Here is a 16468-nt window from a genome sequence, read left to right on the forward strand (position 1 = left end):
TGTGTTTCAGGTGGCCTCTTTGGGCCGCCCAGCTCTGGCTATCCCCATTCCACCTCGAAGGTCACCTCGGTCTCGGAGTGGGCTTCTGGGATCTCACGAGGGGCGCTGTGGAACCGCTCGGGCTCGGGCCTGCGGGTGAACGGGAGGCCGGCGAGAAGATTTTTTTGCTCGGCCTCGGACAGGGTCATGAACTGTTCGGCGACGTGGTCGAAAGCCCTGTTCATCGGCGGTTCACCACCGTCAGGGGCAGGAGCTTCCTGTCAAGGTCTGCCAGTTGTGGGGTTGAGCCCATGCTGGGGCACACGCCGCAGTCGTAGCAGGGGTTCCAGCGGCAGTCGTCGACCTCCAGCGATTCCTCGCCGTGCAGGGAGTCCTGCCAGTCCTGCCAGAGCCAGGCCCGATCCAGCCCGGCGTCCAGGTGGTCCCAGGGCAGGACCTCGTCTTCGTCCCGATCTCGGGTGGTGAACCAGTCCAGGTCCACCCCGGTACCGGCGAGGCCGACCTCGGCCGCCTTCTTCCAACGGTCGTAGGAGAAGTGCTCGCTCCAGCCGTCGAAGCGGCCGCCCTCCTCCCAGGCCTGTTCCACGATCCGACCCACACGGCGATCGCCGCGGGACAGCAGTCCCTCGATGATCGATGGTCGGCCCTCGTGGTAGCGCAGACCGATCGACCTCCCGTACTTGCGGTCACCGCGCAGTCGGTCCCTCAACTTGCGCAACCTGGCGTCCACGTCCTCGTGGGAGGTCTGGCCGACCCACTGGAACGGTGTCTGCGGCTTGGGCACGAACCCGCCGATGGAGACCGTGCAGCGGATGTCCTTGCGCCCGGTCACCTCTCGCCCGGTCCGAATGACCTCGGTGGCCAGGTCCGCGATGGCCAGGACGTCCTCGTCCTCCTCGGTGGGCAGCCCGCACATGAAGTACAGCTTCACCTGTCGCCACCCGGCCGCGTAGGCGGCGGTGACGGTACGGATGAGGTCCTCTTCGGTGACCATCTTGTTGATCACCCGGCGCATGCGTTCGCTGCCGCCCTCGGGCGCGAAGGTCAACCCGGAACGGCGGCCGTTGCGCGTGAGTTCGTTGGCCAGGTCGATGTTGAAGGCGTCGACCCGGGTGGAGGGCAGCGACAGGCCGGTGTTGGTGCCCTCGTACTCGTCGGCGAGGTTCTTGGCGATGTCACCGATCTCGCTGTGGTCGGCGCTGGACAGGGAGAGCAGACCGACCTCCTGGAAGCCGGAGTTGCGCACGCCCTCCTCCACCATCTTCTGGACGGTGTCCTGGTTGCGCTCTCGTACCGGGCGGGTGATCATCCCGGCCTGACAGAAACGGCAACCGCGGGTGCAGCCGCGGAAGATCTCCACGCTGTAGCGCTCGTGCACGGACTCGGCCGTGGGCACGATGGGTTTCTTGGGGTAGGGCCACTCGTCCAGGTCCATCACGGTGTGCTTTTGCACCGTGCCCGGAACCCCCGGCCGGTTCGGTGTGTAGGCGGCGATCCGGCCGTCGTCGTGGTAGCCCACGTCGTAGAAGCGCGGGATGTACACCCCGCCGGTGGCGGCCAGGCGCGACAGCAGTCCGTCGCGCCCACCCGGTTCGCCCTCCTCCTTGAACTCCCGGATGATCTCGGTGACGGCCAGGGTGATCTCCTCGCCATCGCCCAGCACCACTGCGTCCAGGAAGTCCGCGATGGGTTCGGGGTTGAAGGCCGCGTGCCCGCCGGCCAGCACGATCGGGTCGTCCTCGGTGCGGTCGGCTGAGCGGCGCGGGATACCGGCCAGGTCCAGCGCGGTGAGCATGTTGGTGTAGCCCATCTCGCTCGCGAAGCTCAGTCCGAGCACGTCGAAGGCGCGTACGGGGCGGTGACCGTCGACCGTGAACTGCGGGATGCCGTACTCGCGCATCAGCCCCTCCATGTCCGACCAGACGGCGTAGGCACGCTCGGCCAGGACCCCCTCGCGTTCGTTGAGGATCTCGTACAGGATCTGCACGCCCTGGTTGGGTACGCCCACCTCGTAGGCGTCCGGGTACATCAGCGCCCAACGGACCCGGGTGTCGTCCCACTCCTTGACCACGGAGTTGAGCTCACCGCCCACGTACTGGATGGGTTTGCTCACCCGATTCAGCAGGGGTTCGATACGTGGGAAGAGACTTTCGACGGACATGGTGTGTGCCTTCGATCGGCGGACATCGTGTCTGCCCGGCTCCTGGCCGGATACCCGCGGGGCCGGTATCACCCACGCGCGGTGGATCTCCCAGGCTACCGCCGAAGGGGGCCTCCGACCGGTTTTCCACAGGGTCTTCGGTCCGGGTCCCTGTCGGGTGCGCCCCTGGCGGGGCCCGGACCGAACTGGCTCAGTACTCGAAACCGCGGTCGCGGGAGTTGACGCCCAACACCAGCCCCAGGGCGAGCATGTTCGCCATGATCGCGGTACCGCCGTAGGAGACGAACGGCAGTGGAAGACCGGTCACGGGCACCACGCCCAGGCACATACCGATGTTGATCAGGCCTTGGAACGCGAACCAGGCGGCCACTCCCACGCACAGCATCCGCGGGTAGGGCAGGTCGCAACCCAGGGCGATCCGCAGGATCCTCCAGACGATCACGCCCATCAGCACGATGATCGCGGCGGCCCCGACGAACCCGAGTTCCTCCCCCGCCACGGTGAAGATGAAGTCGGTGTGCTGTTCGGGTACGAACCGGCCGTGGGTCTGCTCGCCCTGGAACAGGCCGGTGCCGTCGAATCCGCCGGACCCCACCGCGATGAGGGCCTGGGCGGAGTTGTATCCCGAGCCCTGCGGGTCGGCGGCCGGGTCCATCAGGGTGGCGATGCGGTCGACCTGGTAGGGCTCCAACATCTCGAACCACCACACGGCGAACGCGCCGGCGGCCCCGACGGCGAGCATGCTCCCCACCCACACCAGGGGCGCCCTCGACAGGGTGAGCATGCCGAGGAAGGTCGCGCACAGCACCAGGGTGGTGCCCAGGTCGGGTTGGAGCATGACCAGGGCGAGCGGGATCGCCACGACCAGCACGCACAGCAGCACGTCGCGGCTCATCGGCCGGGTCTCGCCGTCCCGGGGTTCGCCCAGGAAGGTGGCCAGGACCAGGACCAGTCCGATCTTGGCGAGTTCGCTGGGCTGGAACTGGAACCCGGCGATCACGAGCCAGCCCCGCGACCCGTTGACGACCGCACCCAACGGGGTGAGCACCAGGACCAGGGCGATGACCGTCACCGCGTAGACGATGGGCGCGTAGGCACGCACCGTCCGGTAGTCGATCGTCGCCACGACCAGGCACACCACCCACGCCACCGCCAGGTGGGCCAGGTGGCGCAGGAGCGCGTCCATGGAGTCACGGGGGTCTCCCCCGTCACCCGGCAGGGTCGCGGACCACACCAGCAGCGCCCCGATGGCTCCCAGGAAGAGCACCGAGAGGACGAGGACCCAGTCGAGGCGTCGAGCGTTCCCCATCGCGGTGGCGGCGGTCCGGCCGAGGTTCCGTCGCCGGGACGTTCCGCTGTAGGTGTCCATCAGGGCTCCAGCGAGTCGATGGAACCGTCCGAACGAACGGTGGGCAGGTCGGAGTGGGGCTTGCCGTCGGGCAGCAGTTCCTTTCCGTCCCCGATCCCGTAGATGGCCTCGTAGATCTCGCGGGCGATGGGCGCGGCCGTCTCGCCACCGGTACCGCCCTGGGAGACCAGGACGGCCACCGCGTACTGCGGGTCGTCGGCCGGGGCGTAGGAGGCGAACCAGGACGACACCTGGCGCTGCTCGGCGTCGGCGCTACCGGTCTTGCCCGCCACGGACACCTCGTCCTGCGGGAAGTCGCCGAAGGCACCGCCACCGGTACCCGTCTTGGTCACCTCGGTCAGCGCCTCCTGCAGGTAGCGAAGGGTCTCGTCGCTGACGGGAAGCTCGCCCTTGACCGTCGGTTCGATGGGTTCCACGTCGGATCCGTCCGCGGCGACCAGGGCCTTGGCCACGCGCGGCTCGTACAGGGTCCCGCCATTGGCGATGGCGGCGTAGGCGGAGGCCAGCTGCAACGGGCTCACCAGCACGTCGCCCTGTCCGATGGAGAAGTTGATGGCCTCGTTGGCACGCCACTCGAAACCCTGGACGCAGTGTTCGTGCGCGAGTCGTTGAAGGTAGGAGGCGTGCGATGGGTTGGTCTCGGCGATCTCCGGGTATCCCTCGTCGGCGCGGGCGCAGTTACCCTCCCGGGTCTCCTCCCAGAAGGTGCGCTTCCACTCGCGGTCGGGGATGCGACCACCGGTCTCGTAGGGCAGGTCCACCCCGGTCGGCGAGCCGAATCCGTAGCCGCGGGCCATCTCGGCCATCGCTTCCTTCGGTTCACCGTCGGGATGCAGCCCGCCGTCCTGTTGCCACATCTGGTAACCGAAGTTGTAGAAGACGGTGTTGCAGGACTTGACGATGGCCTGCTTCAGACTGATGCTGCCCTGTCCGGCGCCCGCGTAGTTCTCGTAGGACTGCCCGGCCAGACTGACCGAACCGGGGCAGGCGTAGCTGTCGTGCAGCGAGTAACCGTTCTCGGCCGCCGCCGACATCGACGACACCTTGAAGGTGGAGCCGGGCGGGTAGGTGCCCTGAACGGCTCGGGAGAGCAGGGGTTCGCCCGCCTCCTCGCTGAGGATGTCGTCGAAGGTCTGCTGGTCGATCCCGCCCTGCCAGATACTCGGGTCGTAGGTGGGCAGGCTCGCCATGGCGACGACTCCACCGTTGGTGACGTCGAGGACCACGGCGGCGCCGGAGTCGGCGCGGTACTTGGGTCGTGCGCCCTCCATTCCCCGGGCGAGCGCCTCCTCGGCGGCCTTCTGCACCTCGATGTCCATGTGGGTGACGATGTGGCGGCCGGCCACGGGCAGTTCGTCGGAGATCACGTCCATGACCTCGCCGTGGTTGTTCACGCCCAGGGTGCGAAGACCGGCGGTGCCGCGCAGTTCCTGGTCGTAGACGGCCTCCAGGCCGTCCCGGCCCACCTGGTCGATTCCGGTGAAGCGGGTGCGCAACTCCTCCCGGGCGTCGAGTTCCTCCTGGGTGACGGGCTGGAGGTAGCCGAGCATCTGTCCGGCGTGCTCGCCCTGCGGGTACTCGCGCGAGGCCTGGGCCTGCGCGGTGATGCCGGGAAAGTCCTCGGAGCTCTCCATGATCTGCAGTGCCACCTGGCCCTCGATCCCCTCTGCGAGGGTGACGGGCTGGTAGGGCGAACCGGGCCAGCATGGGCGCTCGACCTCGGGGCTGCACAACCGCACGCGCTGTTGGAGGTCCTCCACGGGGACGTCGAGGACCTCGGCCAGGTCCGTCAGGACCTTCTCGCCGCCGTCCTCCATCGCCTGGAGCTCGTGGTAGTCGGCGGAGACGACGAGTTCGGTGCGGTTGTTGACCAGGGGTCGCCCGGCCGAGTCCAGGATCTGGCCTCGGGTGGCCGGCACGACCAACTGCTGGTGGTGGTTGGCCACCGCGAGCTCCCGGTAGTGGTCGGCCATGGGCACCTGCAGGTACCAAAGACGACCCACCAGGGCGGCGAACATGATCAGCACCATGAACTGGACGAAGAGCAGACCGGCCCGGCCGAGTTTGGGGCCGGGGAGCCTGGGGTCGATCGGTGGTTTGCGCACGACGTCACCACCTGCCCACGGAGGTCGGTCCCTGGATGGTCGCGAAGTCCTCCTCGGTGAACATGGATCGCGCGCCCAAGACCGGCAGGGTGACCAACGGGGCGACCAGAGTGGTCGCCAAGGTACCGATTCCGACGTTGGCGGCCACCGAGCCCACGGTCACGTGGGCGTCGCCCATGACCAGCCCGATGAACGCGTACCCGAGTCCTACGATGAGAGAGCCCACGGCCACGACGCCGAGGGCGGTCCACCAAGGGATCCGGCCTCCGACCGAACCTCCCAGACCGGTGTTGGCGCGCAACAGGGCCACCAGGTAGGCGGCCACGCACAGCACCAGGGCGTAGCGGCCCATGGGGTGCTCGGCGGGCGGCAGGACGTCCATGGCCAGTCCGGCCGCGAAACCGCAACCGGCGGCCGCGGCGGGGCTCGTGGTCAGGGCGACCGCCACCACGGCGGCCAGCACCAGGTCGGGCCCCGGCCCCCAGTCGAACGGGAGCCGGTTGACGATGGTGGCCTGGACGAGCACCGCGACGGCCACCATGAGCAGGGTTGCGACGGACCTCACTGGTCCCCCTCCGGTTCGGGCTTGGGCGGCAGGAGGGAGTCGCGCGGGTCCTCGGACGGACCCTTGACGACCACTCCCACCACGTCCAGGGCGGCGAAGTCCACCGCCGGGGTGATCTTGGCGATCCGGCTGAGCGCGCCGGGCGCCACCTCCACCTCGTCGACGGTTCCGATGGGCACCCCCGGAACGAAGGGCGCGCCCTCGTGCGAGCCGAGCGTGACCACCCGGTCGCCCTGGTCGATGGGCGCCTCCAGGTCGAACAGTTCCAACGTCATGTCGGCCTCGGGACCACCGGGGACGCTCCCCCCGGTGATCGCGCCGATCTTGCGGGACTCCTCCAGGCGGGCGCCGACCGAGGAGTCGACGTCGGTGGCGAGTTTGACGGTGGCGGTGCGCGGACCGGCCTCGATGACCCGACCGACCAGACCGTCGCCGTTGACCACGGTCATGTCCGTTTCGATGCCCGAATCCGTGCCGGCGTCCAGGGTCGCGGTGTGCGCGTAGCCGCGCGCGGTGGTGCGGGTGACCGCCTGGGCCGGAACGACCTCGTAGGAGCCGAGGCCGGACAGGTGCAGCATGTCGTCGAGCCTGTCGGCGCGATGGTCGTCGATCCGGGCGGCCTGGAGTTCGGACTCCAGCTCGGCGTTGGCGTCCTCAAGCTCGCCGATGCGGTCGGCCGCCTCCGGCCCGGCACTGAATCCTTCGTGGACACGAACGAACGGCCCGGAGACCAGACCGACGGCGGCGGCGGTGGGCGCGAAGACCAGTTCGCCACCGCTGCGGGCGATCGAGGTGACCGGATCACTGCCGGGACGCGCGTCGACGACCAGCAGGACCAGGGCGATCGCGGCCAGCACCGCGAGGACCAGCCGGGACCGCGTGGTGTCGCTCAGCATGTCAACGCCGCCGTTCCGGGACGAGGACCTGATGCAGGCGCTCGTAGTTCTCCACGCAGGTGCCGGAGCCGATGGCGACCGAGTCGAGCGCGTTCTCGGCGACGTGGATGGGCATCCCGGTCTCGTGGAGGAGTCGTTCGTCCAGGCCGCGCAGCAACGCGCCGCCGCCGGTCACGGCCACTCCGCGGTCCATGATGTCGCCGGACAGCTCCGGCGGGCACTTGTCGAGGCTGGTGCGGACCGCGTCGATGATCGCGATGACCGGTTCCTCGATGGCCTGACGCACGTCGGACTCGGACATCACGATGGTCTTGGGCAGACCGCTGACGAGGTCGCGTCCACGCACCTCGGCGTGCAGCTCCTCCGCCCCGGTCGGATAGGCGGAGCCGATGGCCACCTTGAGCTCTTCGGCGGTGCGCTCCCCGATCATCAGGGAGTACTCCTTCTTGACGAAGGTCGTGATGGCCTCGTCGAGCTCATCGCCCCCCACCCGGATGGACTGGGAGGTGACGATCCCGCCCATGGAGATGACGGCGACCTCGGTGGTACCACCGCCGATGTCGACGACCATGTTCCCGGTGGGTTCGTGCACGGGCAGCCCGGCGCCGATCGCGGCGGCCATGGGCTCCTCGATGATGTAGACCCGCCGGGCTCCCGCCTGGTAACCGGCCTCCTTGACGGCGCGGTGTTCGACGGAGGTGATACCGCTGGGCACCGCGACGATGATGCGGGGCTTGGCGAAGTGGCGACGGCGGTGGATCTTCTGGATGAAGTAGCGCAGCATCCGCTCGGTGACCTCGAAGTCGGCGATGACGCCGTCCTTGAGCGGTCTGATGGCCGTGATGTTGGAGGGCGTGCGCCCGATCATCTGTTTGGCCTCGATACCGACCGCCACGATCTTGCCGCTCGATGTGTTGAGCGCGACCACAGAAGGCTCGTTCAGTACGATTCCGCGCCCGCGCACGTACACCAACGTGTTGGCGGTACCCAGGTCGACGGCCATGTCCCGGCCTAGAAATGCAAGGTTGTTCGGCATGTAACGTCCTCAGAGGCGCCCTACAGGCGCGGAAACGCGGACGACCATACGTAGTCGTTCCGGCACGTTATGTATGCAGTCCCCCGTATCGTAACCCTAGGCACTTAGTCCGTTACGCAAACACACCGATTCGTTGCCCCGCTCCGCGCACACGGCGCGAAGAACACCACCGAACGCCCCGGAAACGACGAACGCGCCCCCGAAGGGACGCGTCGCGTCGATACTCGTCGCCCACGAGGGGCGCGCCGCAACCCTTACAGGTCCGGGAAGAAGAGCTTGATCTCGCGCTCGGCCGAGTAGGTCGAATCCGAACCGTGCACGATGTTCTGCTGCACCTCCAGGGCGAAGTCGCCGCGGATGGTGCCCGGGGACGCCGTCACCGGGTCGGTGGCGCCGGCCAGGGCACGGAAGGCCTCGATGGCGCGCTCGCCTTCGACCACCATGGCGACCAGCGGTCCACCGGTGATGAAGTCGACCAGCGACTCGAAGAACGGACGCGTGGCGTGCTCCTCGTAGTGCGTCTTGGCGGTGTCGGCATCGAGCGTGCGCAGCTCCATGGCGGCCAGGTTCAGGCCCTTGCGCTCGATGCGCGAGATGACCTCACCGACGATGTTGCGGCGGACACCGTCCGGCTTGATGAGAACGAGAGTGCGCTCCACGTGCGTTTCAACTCCTCACTGGACCCCCGCGCGGCACACGCGGCACTGGGCCCTCGGCGAGGCCGCGCGCGGTGGGGTGTACGGGTGTGCGTCCGGGACCGGCGGATGAGGGGAGGCCCGCTCGACGCGGCTCCTGGCCCGCCCGGACGTGCGTCACACTATCGCGTTTGCGGCCCCGACGACGCGGTGGTCACGTCCTCACCGCCGGAAGCGCCCTCGCCCGCCACGGACTCCGCGCGCGCGGCGTGGGCCGCCCGCGTCTCGTCGACCCGACGGCCCAGGATCACCGCGACCACCCACAGGGACACGAACACGATCGCGACCAACAGCGCGCCACTGACCATGAACGAGCTGAACAGGAAGGCGGCCTGCAGGGCCCAGGACGCGTAGTGCGCCCAGGTGTACTTCTGCAACCCGGACAGCAGCAGCGCGGCCACGGCCATGCCGCCCCACACCCCGCCGGCGATGGACGGGTCCACCCCTTCCAGCTGGATGGCGATGGGGATCGCCAGGCCGATCACTACGGCCTCGAACACGAGCACTACGGCGCAGACCACGCGCATGGTGTTTCCCTTCGTAGGAGGATCGTGGCGCCCGCTATCCGCCGGCGCCGCGCAGCAGGTGCACGACGTCTCCGGAGGTGACCACGGAACCGGTGACCAGCACGCCGACCCCACCGAACTCGCCTTCCGCCTCGGCCAGGCCCACGGCCCGGTCGATGGCGTCGTCGAGTCGGGGAGCCACGTGCACCCGGTCCTCACCGAAGATCTCTTCGGCGAGCGCGGCCAGCCTCTCCGGTTCGAGGGAACGCGGCGAGGAGTTACGGGTGACGACGATCTCGTCGAGCAGTGGTTCCAGGGGATCCAGAATCCCCTCGACGTCCTTGTCGGCCATGATGGCCACCACGCCGATCAGCCGGGAGAAGGCGAAGGCCTCCTCGACGGCGGCGACGGTGGCGATCATCCCGGCCGGATTGTGTGCGGCGTCGGCGATGACGGTCGGGCTGGTGCGCACGACCTCCAGACGCCCGGGTGCTTCCAGCCCCGCCAGAGCCTCGGCCACGATCATGGGATCGAGCCCGATGGCGTCCTCGGCGGCGGAGAAGGCCTCGACGGCGGCGACGGCGACGGCGGCGTTGCCTGCCTGGTACTCGCCGAACAGCGGCAGGAAGAGGTTGTCGTAGGTCCCGGTGAGGCCCTTGACGACGATCTGCTGACCTCCGACGGCCACCTCACGGGAGGTCACCCCGAACTCCAGACCCTCGCGTGCGACGGTCGCACCGACCTCGGCCGCGTGCCGGAGCAGGACCTCCGCTGCGGGCAGCGGCTGCTGCGCGACCACGGCGAGGGAGTCGGGTTTGATGATGCCCGCCTTCTCCTCGGCGATGCCGTCGAGGGTGTCGGGCAGGTAGTCGGTGTGGTCGATTCCGATGGGTGTCACCACCGCGACGTCTCCGTCGACGACGTTGGTGGCGTCCCAGGTCCCGCCCATGCCCACCTCCACCACGGCGACGTCCACGGGGGCGTCGGCGAAGACGGCGTAGGCCATGACGGTGAGGATCTCGAAGAACGACAGAGGGGCGTCGTTCATCGAGTCGGCCATCTCGATGTAGGGGTGGATGTCGTCGTAGGCCTCGACGAACCGCTCCTGGGAGATGGGCTCGCCGTCCACGACGATGCGTTCGCGTATCGTCCGCAGATGCGGGCTGGTGTAGCGGCCCGCGCGCAGGCCTCGTCCACGCACCAGGGCGTCGATCATGCGTGCCGTGGACGTCTTGCCGTTGGTCCCGGTGACGTGGATGACCCGGAAGTTGCGCTGCGGGTCGCCCAAGAGGTCGAGGACGGTACGGACCCGGTCCAGGCGTGGATCGATGTCGGTCTCTGGGGCGCGGGAAAGGATCTGCGCGGTGACCTCGGCGTAGCGCTCATGGGCGCCCTGGCCGCTCACAGGGTCTCGTTGGTCGGGGTGTACACCCGCGTCAGTGTACGCGGCCTCACCTGGGCCCGGGCTCCGGGTCGGTCGTGCGAAGCCCGATGTCACCGAGACCATACTTGGAGCATGCCAAGCCTTGACCCCTTCTTCTCCGAGTGGGCCGGCCGCGCCCCCGGACAGGCCCGCAGCCTGGACCGGGCGACCGCCCTACTGACGGCCTTGGGCCTGTCCAGCGAGCGCGCCCCGGTGTTGGGGGTGGTGGGTTCCAAGGGCAAGGGGAGCACGGCGACCGTGGCCGCGGCGACCCTGTCCGCGGCCGGGGCGCGCACGGTCCTGGTGACCGGGCCGAGCTTTCGGGGGTACCGCGAACGCGTGCGGGTGGACGGGACCTCCGTCACCGACACCGAACTGGACGCCTTGGGCGCGGAGATCGAGAACGCCCGGGGGACTCTCCCCGAACACGGCGGCTACCTGGCCCCGAGCGGGTTGTTCCTGGTGGCGGGGCTACTCAAGGCGCGTGAGATCGGCGCCGACGTCTGTGTCCTGGAGGCCGGCATGGGCGGTCACCGGGACGAGCTACGTCTGGTCGGCCCCGAGGTCGTGGCGCTCGGTATGGTCTTCGCCGAACACCTGGGGGTTCTCGGCGACACCGTGACCGAGATCGCCCGGGAGAAGACCCGGGTGGCGGGTGAGCGCACCCGGGCCCTGGTCTCCCTGCCGCAAAGCCCCGAGGTCTCCCCCGTCATCGAGCGAACCCTGTCGGAGGTCACCGCCGGCCGTGTCTCCCCCGAGATCGTCGACCCGGATCTCCCCGGCTCGGCGCCGCCTCCGGCCCTGCGTCCCCCGGGTCTGTCGGCCGCCTCGGGTGTCCTGGGCGTGGCCGCGGGGACCCGCGCGCTCGAACTCCTGGGCCACGGGCCCGCCCCCACCGACCGTCTGCACCAGGTGCTGGGGACCCTGAACCTGCCCGCCCGGCTGTCCGAACATCCCGTGCCCGGCAGCGCGACCGCCCGCGCGCTGGTGGACTCGGCCATCGACCGCGTGGGAGTGGCGACCGCCCTCGCGCGGGCCCACACCCGTTGGGGCGGTGTCGACCACGTGCTGCTCTGCCTGCCCGACCACAAGGACGTGTCCGGCGCCATAGGTGCCCTCGGTGGAACACCGGTCACCGCCGTGCGCTTGCCCGAGGCCCACCTGCGCTTCGACCACGACCTACCCGCCCACTGGGACCGGATCGACGCCGAGAGGATCACCCCGGACTTCGTGGCGTCCCTGGGCGACCGCGTCCTGGCCCTGGGCACGGTGTACTTCACCGGCCGTATGACCGAGGTCCTGGACGCCCCCACCGATCGCCTCTTCGCCCCTCGCTGACCTCGGGTTCCGGCCATACCCGTATTCGTCGATTCCTCGAAAACACCGACGCACCGCCGGAAATCACGCCATGCTCACTCTTGGTAACCCCTCGCAGGTCGGAATGTCTTCATGGCGTTGTTCGACCGTGTCCGAACCCCAGGAATCCGCATGCCCACACGAGAACACGAAATTCCTCTGCGGTTGGTACAGAACCAGCCCGCGATGGCCCCCGTACTACTGGAATCCCTCGGTTTCGAGGTCCCGCGACACACCGAAGTGCTCAACACCAGTTCGGTGCTGACCAACTGCGACCCCAAGGAACTCAACAGCGACGGTGCCGTGGTGTTGCGAGACGGCACCACGAACGTCATGGCGGTGGTGATCGAACGTCAACACGGGTATGACCGAGAAAAGCACCGTAGTTGGCCCGCCTACTTGGTCACCCTGTACGTCCGATTGGGGTGTCCGACGATGCTCCTGGTCCTGTGCCCGACCGACACCATCGCGTCGTGGTGCGCCAAGCCGATCCGCACCGGCCATCCGGGTTTCGACCTGGAACCTCTGGTGATCGGGCCAAGCGACACACCAAGGATCATCGAGAAGGAAGAAGCTCGGAAACTTCCCGAACTGGCGCTGCTGTCCGCCAGGGCGCACGCCGACCACGACCCTGAAGCCCTGAAGGTCGTGGTGGAGGCTTTGAACTCCACGACCCCGGAAAATCGGACCTTCTATTATGACTATGTGCTCGCCGGCCTCAACGAGGCCGCTCGGAAGGAGCTGGAGGACTTGATGGCCGTGGAAACCTACGAGTGGCAAAGCGATTTCGCCCGCAAGTACGTCGGGATCGGTCGCGAGGAAGGTCGATCCATCGAGGCCGCCGAGAACGTCATCACTTTTCTGCAGGCTCGCGGGCTCACCATCACCCCCGAGGTTCGCACACGGATCGAATCCTGTACGGATCTGAAGACTCTGCGGCGATGGGTCCTGGCGGCGGCCAAGGTCGACCGGGCCGAGGAACTCTTCGAGCGGGAGTAGAACCCGGTTCGCCCACGGGGCGCGGGAAGGGGTCTCCCCCTTCCCGCGCCCCGTCCTGTCAGCCGGTCAGCGGCCGGGTCGGTAGCTCGGTTGGGTCTGCGGGTTGAACTCGTCGTAGGTGACGCGTTCGGCCGGGCGCAGACGCGGGTCGGTCAGTTCCAGGACGTCCAGGCCCCGGCGCATGTCCGAGGAGTAGACGTGGCCGTTGTAGTAGTAGGCCGACCAGGAGCTGCCGTTCTCGATGTCGGGGTCGATGCGGTCGTCCGGGTCCCAGTGGCCGATCTCGCGGGGGTTCTTCGGGTCGTTGAAGTCGATCACCGAGACACCGCCCTGGTACCAGGCCTGCACGAAGTAGTTCTGGCCGGGCACCGGGATCAGGGAACCGTTGTGCGCCACGCACACCTGCTCGTCGCCCTGGTGGCGTTCCAGTTTGTAGTAGGACTCGAAGTCGAGGGTGGCGTCGGTGCCCTCGCCGTCCAGGGTGTAGATGGCGTTCGCACCGCGTTCCGGGCCGATCTCCTCGGTGCAGGTGGCCGCGCCGCCGCCGCCGAGCTCGTCGGTGAAGATCACCGTGCCGGCGTCGTTGGTGAAGGTCGCCGAGTGCCAGAACGCGAAGTTCTCGTCCTGGACGACCTCGGTCACGACCGGTTCGACCGGGTCGGAGATGTCCATGAGGACGCCGTCGCCCATGCAGGCGCCCGCGGCCAGGTCCTTCTCCGGGTAGGCGGTGATGTCATGGCAGCCCTCGGTGGGACGTAGCAGGCCGTCCTGGTCGTGGTTGCCGCCGTCGGGGAACAGCACGGGTTCGTTGACGAGCGCGGCCGAGGCCGGGTCGTCCAGCGGCACCTCGATGACGGAGATCTTGTCGTGCGGCGGCTGACAGTTCGGGAACTCCTCGGCCGGGGCGTAGGAGGACACGTAGACGTACTCGCGTTCGTCGTCGCCGGGCACGAGGGTGAGGGTGTGCGATCCGCAGTCGGTACGCACGGCCGCCACGTACTGGGGGTTGGCCTTGTCTGAGATGTCGAAGACGCGCACGCCCTCGAAACCGTCCGGGTCGGTCACCGGAACCGCGGGGGCACCGCACTCGTCGCTCGCGTTGGGGTAGTCCACGGCGAAGTACACCAGGTCGCCACTGACCGACAGGTCCCCCTGGCCGCCCGGGCACAGGACCTCGGAGACGATCTCCGGGTCCGCCGGCTCGGATACGTCGTAGATGACGAACCCGTCGTAGTTGCCACCGATGACGTAGTCACCGGTGAAGGCCATGTCCGAGTTGGTGTTGCTGACCGCCTCGGGCTTGGGCAGGTTGGCGATGTGTTCGACGTTCTCGCTGGTGACGTCCTCGGAGGGCGGGGCATCGGCCTGGGCGCTCGCCGGGCCGAGCAGCCCCGCGAGCAGGGTCGCCGCCGCGGTGAGGGCCACGACGGTCGATCGTCGAACTCCTCCGTGTCTCGGGGAAGCTGCGGGCATGCTTTCTCCTGTTGGTCGCATAGAGGGCGGGGGCTGTATGCGGCGGGGCCGCGGCGAACGCCGCGGCCCCTGGTCCTCCCGTTTGCCCTGACTCCCCAGGAGGAGCCACCGGGAGGGATTCGTGGGGTCGGTCAGCGGCCGGGTCGGTAACTCGGCTGCGACTGGGGGTTGAACTCGTCGTAGGTGACGCGTTCGGCGGAGCGCAGACGCGGGTCGTCGATCTTCAGGACGTCGAGTCCACGGGTGATGTCGGAGGAGTACACGTAGCCGTTGTAGTAGTACGCCGACCAGGAACCACCGAGGACGAGCCGATCGTCGTCGATCGGGTCACGGTCGAAGTGGCCGATCTCGCGGGGGTTCTTCGGGTCGTTGAAGTCGATCACCGAGACACCGCCCTGGTACCAGGCCTGCACGAAGAAGTCCTGGCCCGGGACCGGGATGAGCGATCCGTTGTGGGCGACGCAGTTCTCGGTGGCGGTCTGCACGCGCGGAAGCTTGTAGTAGCTCTCGAAGGTGAGTTCGGGATCGTCGTCGGTGCCGCCGATGGTGTAGATGGCGTTGGCGCCGCGCTCCTCCCCGTACTCCTCGGTACAGATGGCGCCGCCGCCACCGCCGAGCTCGTCGGTGAAGATCACCGTGCTCGCGTCGTTGGTGAAGGTCGCCGAGTGCCAGAACGCGAAGTTCTCGTCCTGGACGACGTCGGTCACCACCGGGTGGGCCGGATCGGAGGTGTCCATGAGGATGCCGTCGCCCATGCAGGCGCCCGCGGCCAGGTCGATCTCCGGGTAGGCGGTGATGTCGTGGCAACCGGTGGTCCTGGTGTTACCGCCGTCGGGGAACAGGACCGGCTCGCTGACCAGGGCGGCCTCGGACGGTGCGTCGATGGGGATCTCGACGATGGAGATCTTGTCGTGCGGCGGCTGACAGTTCGGGAAGTTCGCGTTGGGCGAGTAGGAGGACACGTACACGTAGTCGTGTTCGCCGTCCTTGCCCGGGACGAGGGTGTGGGTGTGCGATCCGCAGTCGGTGGCCACCGCCGCCACGTACTCGGGGGCGGCCTTGTCGGAGATGTCGAACACTCGAATGCCCTCGAACCCGTCCGGGTCACTGGTGGGCACGGACGGCGCACCGCACTCGTCGCTCGCGCGCGGGTAGTCGACGGAGAAGTACACCAGGTCGCCGCTGACCGACAGGTCGCCCTGACCGCCCGGACACAGGACCTCGGAGACGACCTCGGGGGCCTCCGGCTCGGAGATGTCGTAGATGACGAAGCCGTTGTAGTTGCCGCCGATGGCGTAGTCGCCGGTGAAGGCCAGGTCCGAGTTGTAGTCGTCCATGGCCTCGGACTTGGGGAGGTTCGCGACGTGGGTGACGTTGGGGCTGGTCTCGGCGTCGCTTTCGAAGGGGGTGGTGTCGGCGGCCGCACCGACGGGGCCGAGGAGGCCCACGGTCAGGAGTGCGGCGGCGGTGAGGGCGACACCGGTGAGTGCTCTGCGGTGAAGCGGGCGTCCTGCACGGGGGTGGGTGGGGGATGACGCCATGTGTACTCCTGATTCCTAATGGAGCGAAACAGAAAGAACGTACACAGTTCAACATCAATATGTATAGAGGGAAACAAAGGAAATATAGGTCTTAACAGTTCGAAGGCGCGGTACTGCGGGCCTCTGCGACGGTGACATCCTCCTGTCTTCGGGGACACACGACTGTGGCCCTCAGGACATCCCCACGAACACGCCGCCATCGGCCGCGCACCGACGGCGGACGCCTGGAGCCGGCCGGACGAACACCGGCTCCGCACTGGACAAAACACCCACGGAGTGAGTAGAAAACCCGCAGGATGTCGCATACCACCGACACCGGCGGTCCCCACCCGGCCCGTCCGCC

14 protein-coding genes are annotated in these 16468 nt (G+C 68.2%); 2 read left to right on the forward strand and 12 right to left on the reverse strand.

Annotated features, from left to right (window positions below; translation table 11 throughout):
* Positions 1-38: 38 nt before the first annotated feature.
* From ACWGKS_RS11785 to ACWGKS_RS11830, 10 genes are all read right to left on the reverse strand, one after another.
* The gene (locus ACWGKS_RS11785) at positions 39-224 is read right to left on the reverse strand and encodes a hypothetical protein (RefSeq protein ID WP_358509519.1); all 186 of its coding nucleotides are present in this window, start codon (positions 222-224) and stop codon (positions 39-41) included.
* Positions 221-2161 carry a TIGR03960 family B12-binding radical SAM protein gene (locus tag ACWGKS_RS11790; protein WP_358509516.1) on the reverse strand — a complete coding sequence of 647 codons (1941 nt, stop codon included), beginning with the start codon at positions 2159-2161 and terminating at the stop codon, positions 221-223. The genes ACWGKS_RS11785 and ACWGKS_RS11790 overlap by 4 nt, the downstream gene beginning before the upstream one ends.
* A 190-nt stretch (positions 2162-2351) precedes the next feature.
* Positions 2352-3530 carry a rod shape-determining protein RodA gene (gene rodA / locus ACWGKS_RS11795; RefSeq protein ID WP_452522558.1) on the reverse strand — a complete coding sequence of 393 codons (1179 nt, stop codon included), beginning with the start codon at positions 3528-3530 and terminating at the stop codon, positions 2352-2354.
* On the reverse strand, positions 3530-5635 hold the full coding sequence (gene mrdA / locus ACWGKS_RS11800; RefSeq protein WP_358509510.1) for a penicillin-binding protein 2: 2106 nt from the start codon (positions 5633-5635) through the stop codon (positions 3530-3532). The genes rodA and mrdA overlap by 1 nt, the downstream gene beginning before the upstream one ends.
* 4 nt (positions 5636-5639) lie before the next feature.
* Positions 5640-6200, reverse strand: coding sequence for a rod shape-determining protein MreD (mreD, locus tag ACWGKS_RS11805; RefSeq protein ID WP_358509507.1), 561 nt, complete (start codon positions 6198-6200; stop codon positions 5640-5642).
* Positions 6197-7096, reverse strand: coding sequence for a rod shape-determining protein MreC (gene mreC / locus ACWGKS_RS11810; protein WP_358509504.1), 900 nt, complete (start codon positions 7094-7096; stop codon positions 6197-6199). The genes mreD and mreC overlap by 4 nt, the downstream gene beginning before the upstream one ends.
* A gap of 1 nt (position 7097) precedes the next feature.
* The gene (locus ACWGKS_RS11815) at positions 7098-8132 is read right to left on the reverse strand and encodes a rod shape-determining protein (protein WP_358509501.1); all 1035 of its coding nucleotides are present in this window, start codon (positions 8130-8132) and stop codon (positions 7098-7100) included.
* Between the two features lie 254 nt (positions 8133-8386).
* Positions 8387-8791, reverse strand: coding sequence for a nucleoside-diphosphate kinase (ndk, locus tag ACWGKS_RS11820; RefSeq protein WP_067602072.1), 405 nt, complete (start codon positions 8789-8791; stop codon positions 8387-8389).
* A gap of 158 nt (positions 8792-8949) precedes the next feature.
* Complete coding sequence (locus ACWGKS_RS11825) at positions 8950-9354, reverse strand: DUF4233 domain-containing protein (RefSeq protein ID WP_358509496.1); 405 nt, start codon at positions 9352-9354, stop codon at positions 8950-8952.
* Positions 9355-9388: 34 nt separating this feature from the next.
* Positions 9389-10738: a bifunctional folylpolyglutamate synthase/dihydrofolate synthase gene (locus tag ACWGKS_RS11830; RefSeq protein WP_358509493.1), complete on the reverse strand. Its 1350-nt coding sequence runs from the start codon at positions 10736-10738 to the stop codon at positions 9389-9391.
* A gap of 111 nt (positions 10739-10849) precedes the next feature.
* Here ACWGKS_RS11830 and ACWGKS_RS11835 point away from each other — a divergent pair, with 111 nt between their 5' ends.
* Both ACWGKS_RS11835 and ACWGKS_RS11840 read left to right on the forward strand, forming a co-directional pair.
* On the forward strand, positions 10850-12094 hold the full coding sequence (locus ACWGKS_RS11835) for a hypothetical protein (protein ID WP_358509490.1): 1245 nt from the start codon (positions 10850-10852) through the stop codon (positions 12092-12094).
* 150 nt (positions 12095-12244) lie between these two features.
* Positions 12245-13111, forward strand: a complete 867-nt coding sequence (locus tag ACWGKS_RS11840; protein WP_452522562.1) for a hypothetical protein — start codon at positions 12245-12247, stop codon at positions 13109-13111.
* Between the two features lie 66 nt (positions 13112-13177).
* Here the strand turns inward: ACWGKS_RS11840 and ACWGKS_RS11845 are convergent, their stop codons facing one another.
* Both ACWGKS_RS11845 and ACWGKS_RS11850 read right to left on the reverse strand, forming a co-directional pair.
* Positions 13178-14584 (reverse strand): LVIVD repeat-containing protein, encoded by a 1407-nt coding sequence (locus tag ACWGKS_RS11845; RefSeq protein WP_452522564.1) that lies wholly within the window; start codon positions 14582-14584, stop codon positions 13178-13180.
* A 131-nt stretch (positions 14585-14715) separates the two neighbouring features.
* Entirely contained in the window at positions 14716-16125 is a 1410-nt protein-coding gene (locus ACWGKS_RS11850; RefSeq protein WP_358509481.1) for an LVIVD repeat-containing protein, read from the reverse strand.
* Positions 16126-16468 lie beyond the last annotated feature (343 nt).

The sequence above is a fragment of the Nocardiopsis sp. NPDC055879 genome (assembly GCF_053615935.1).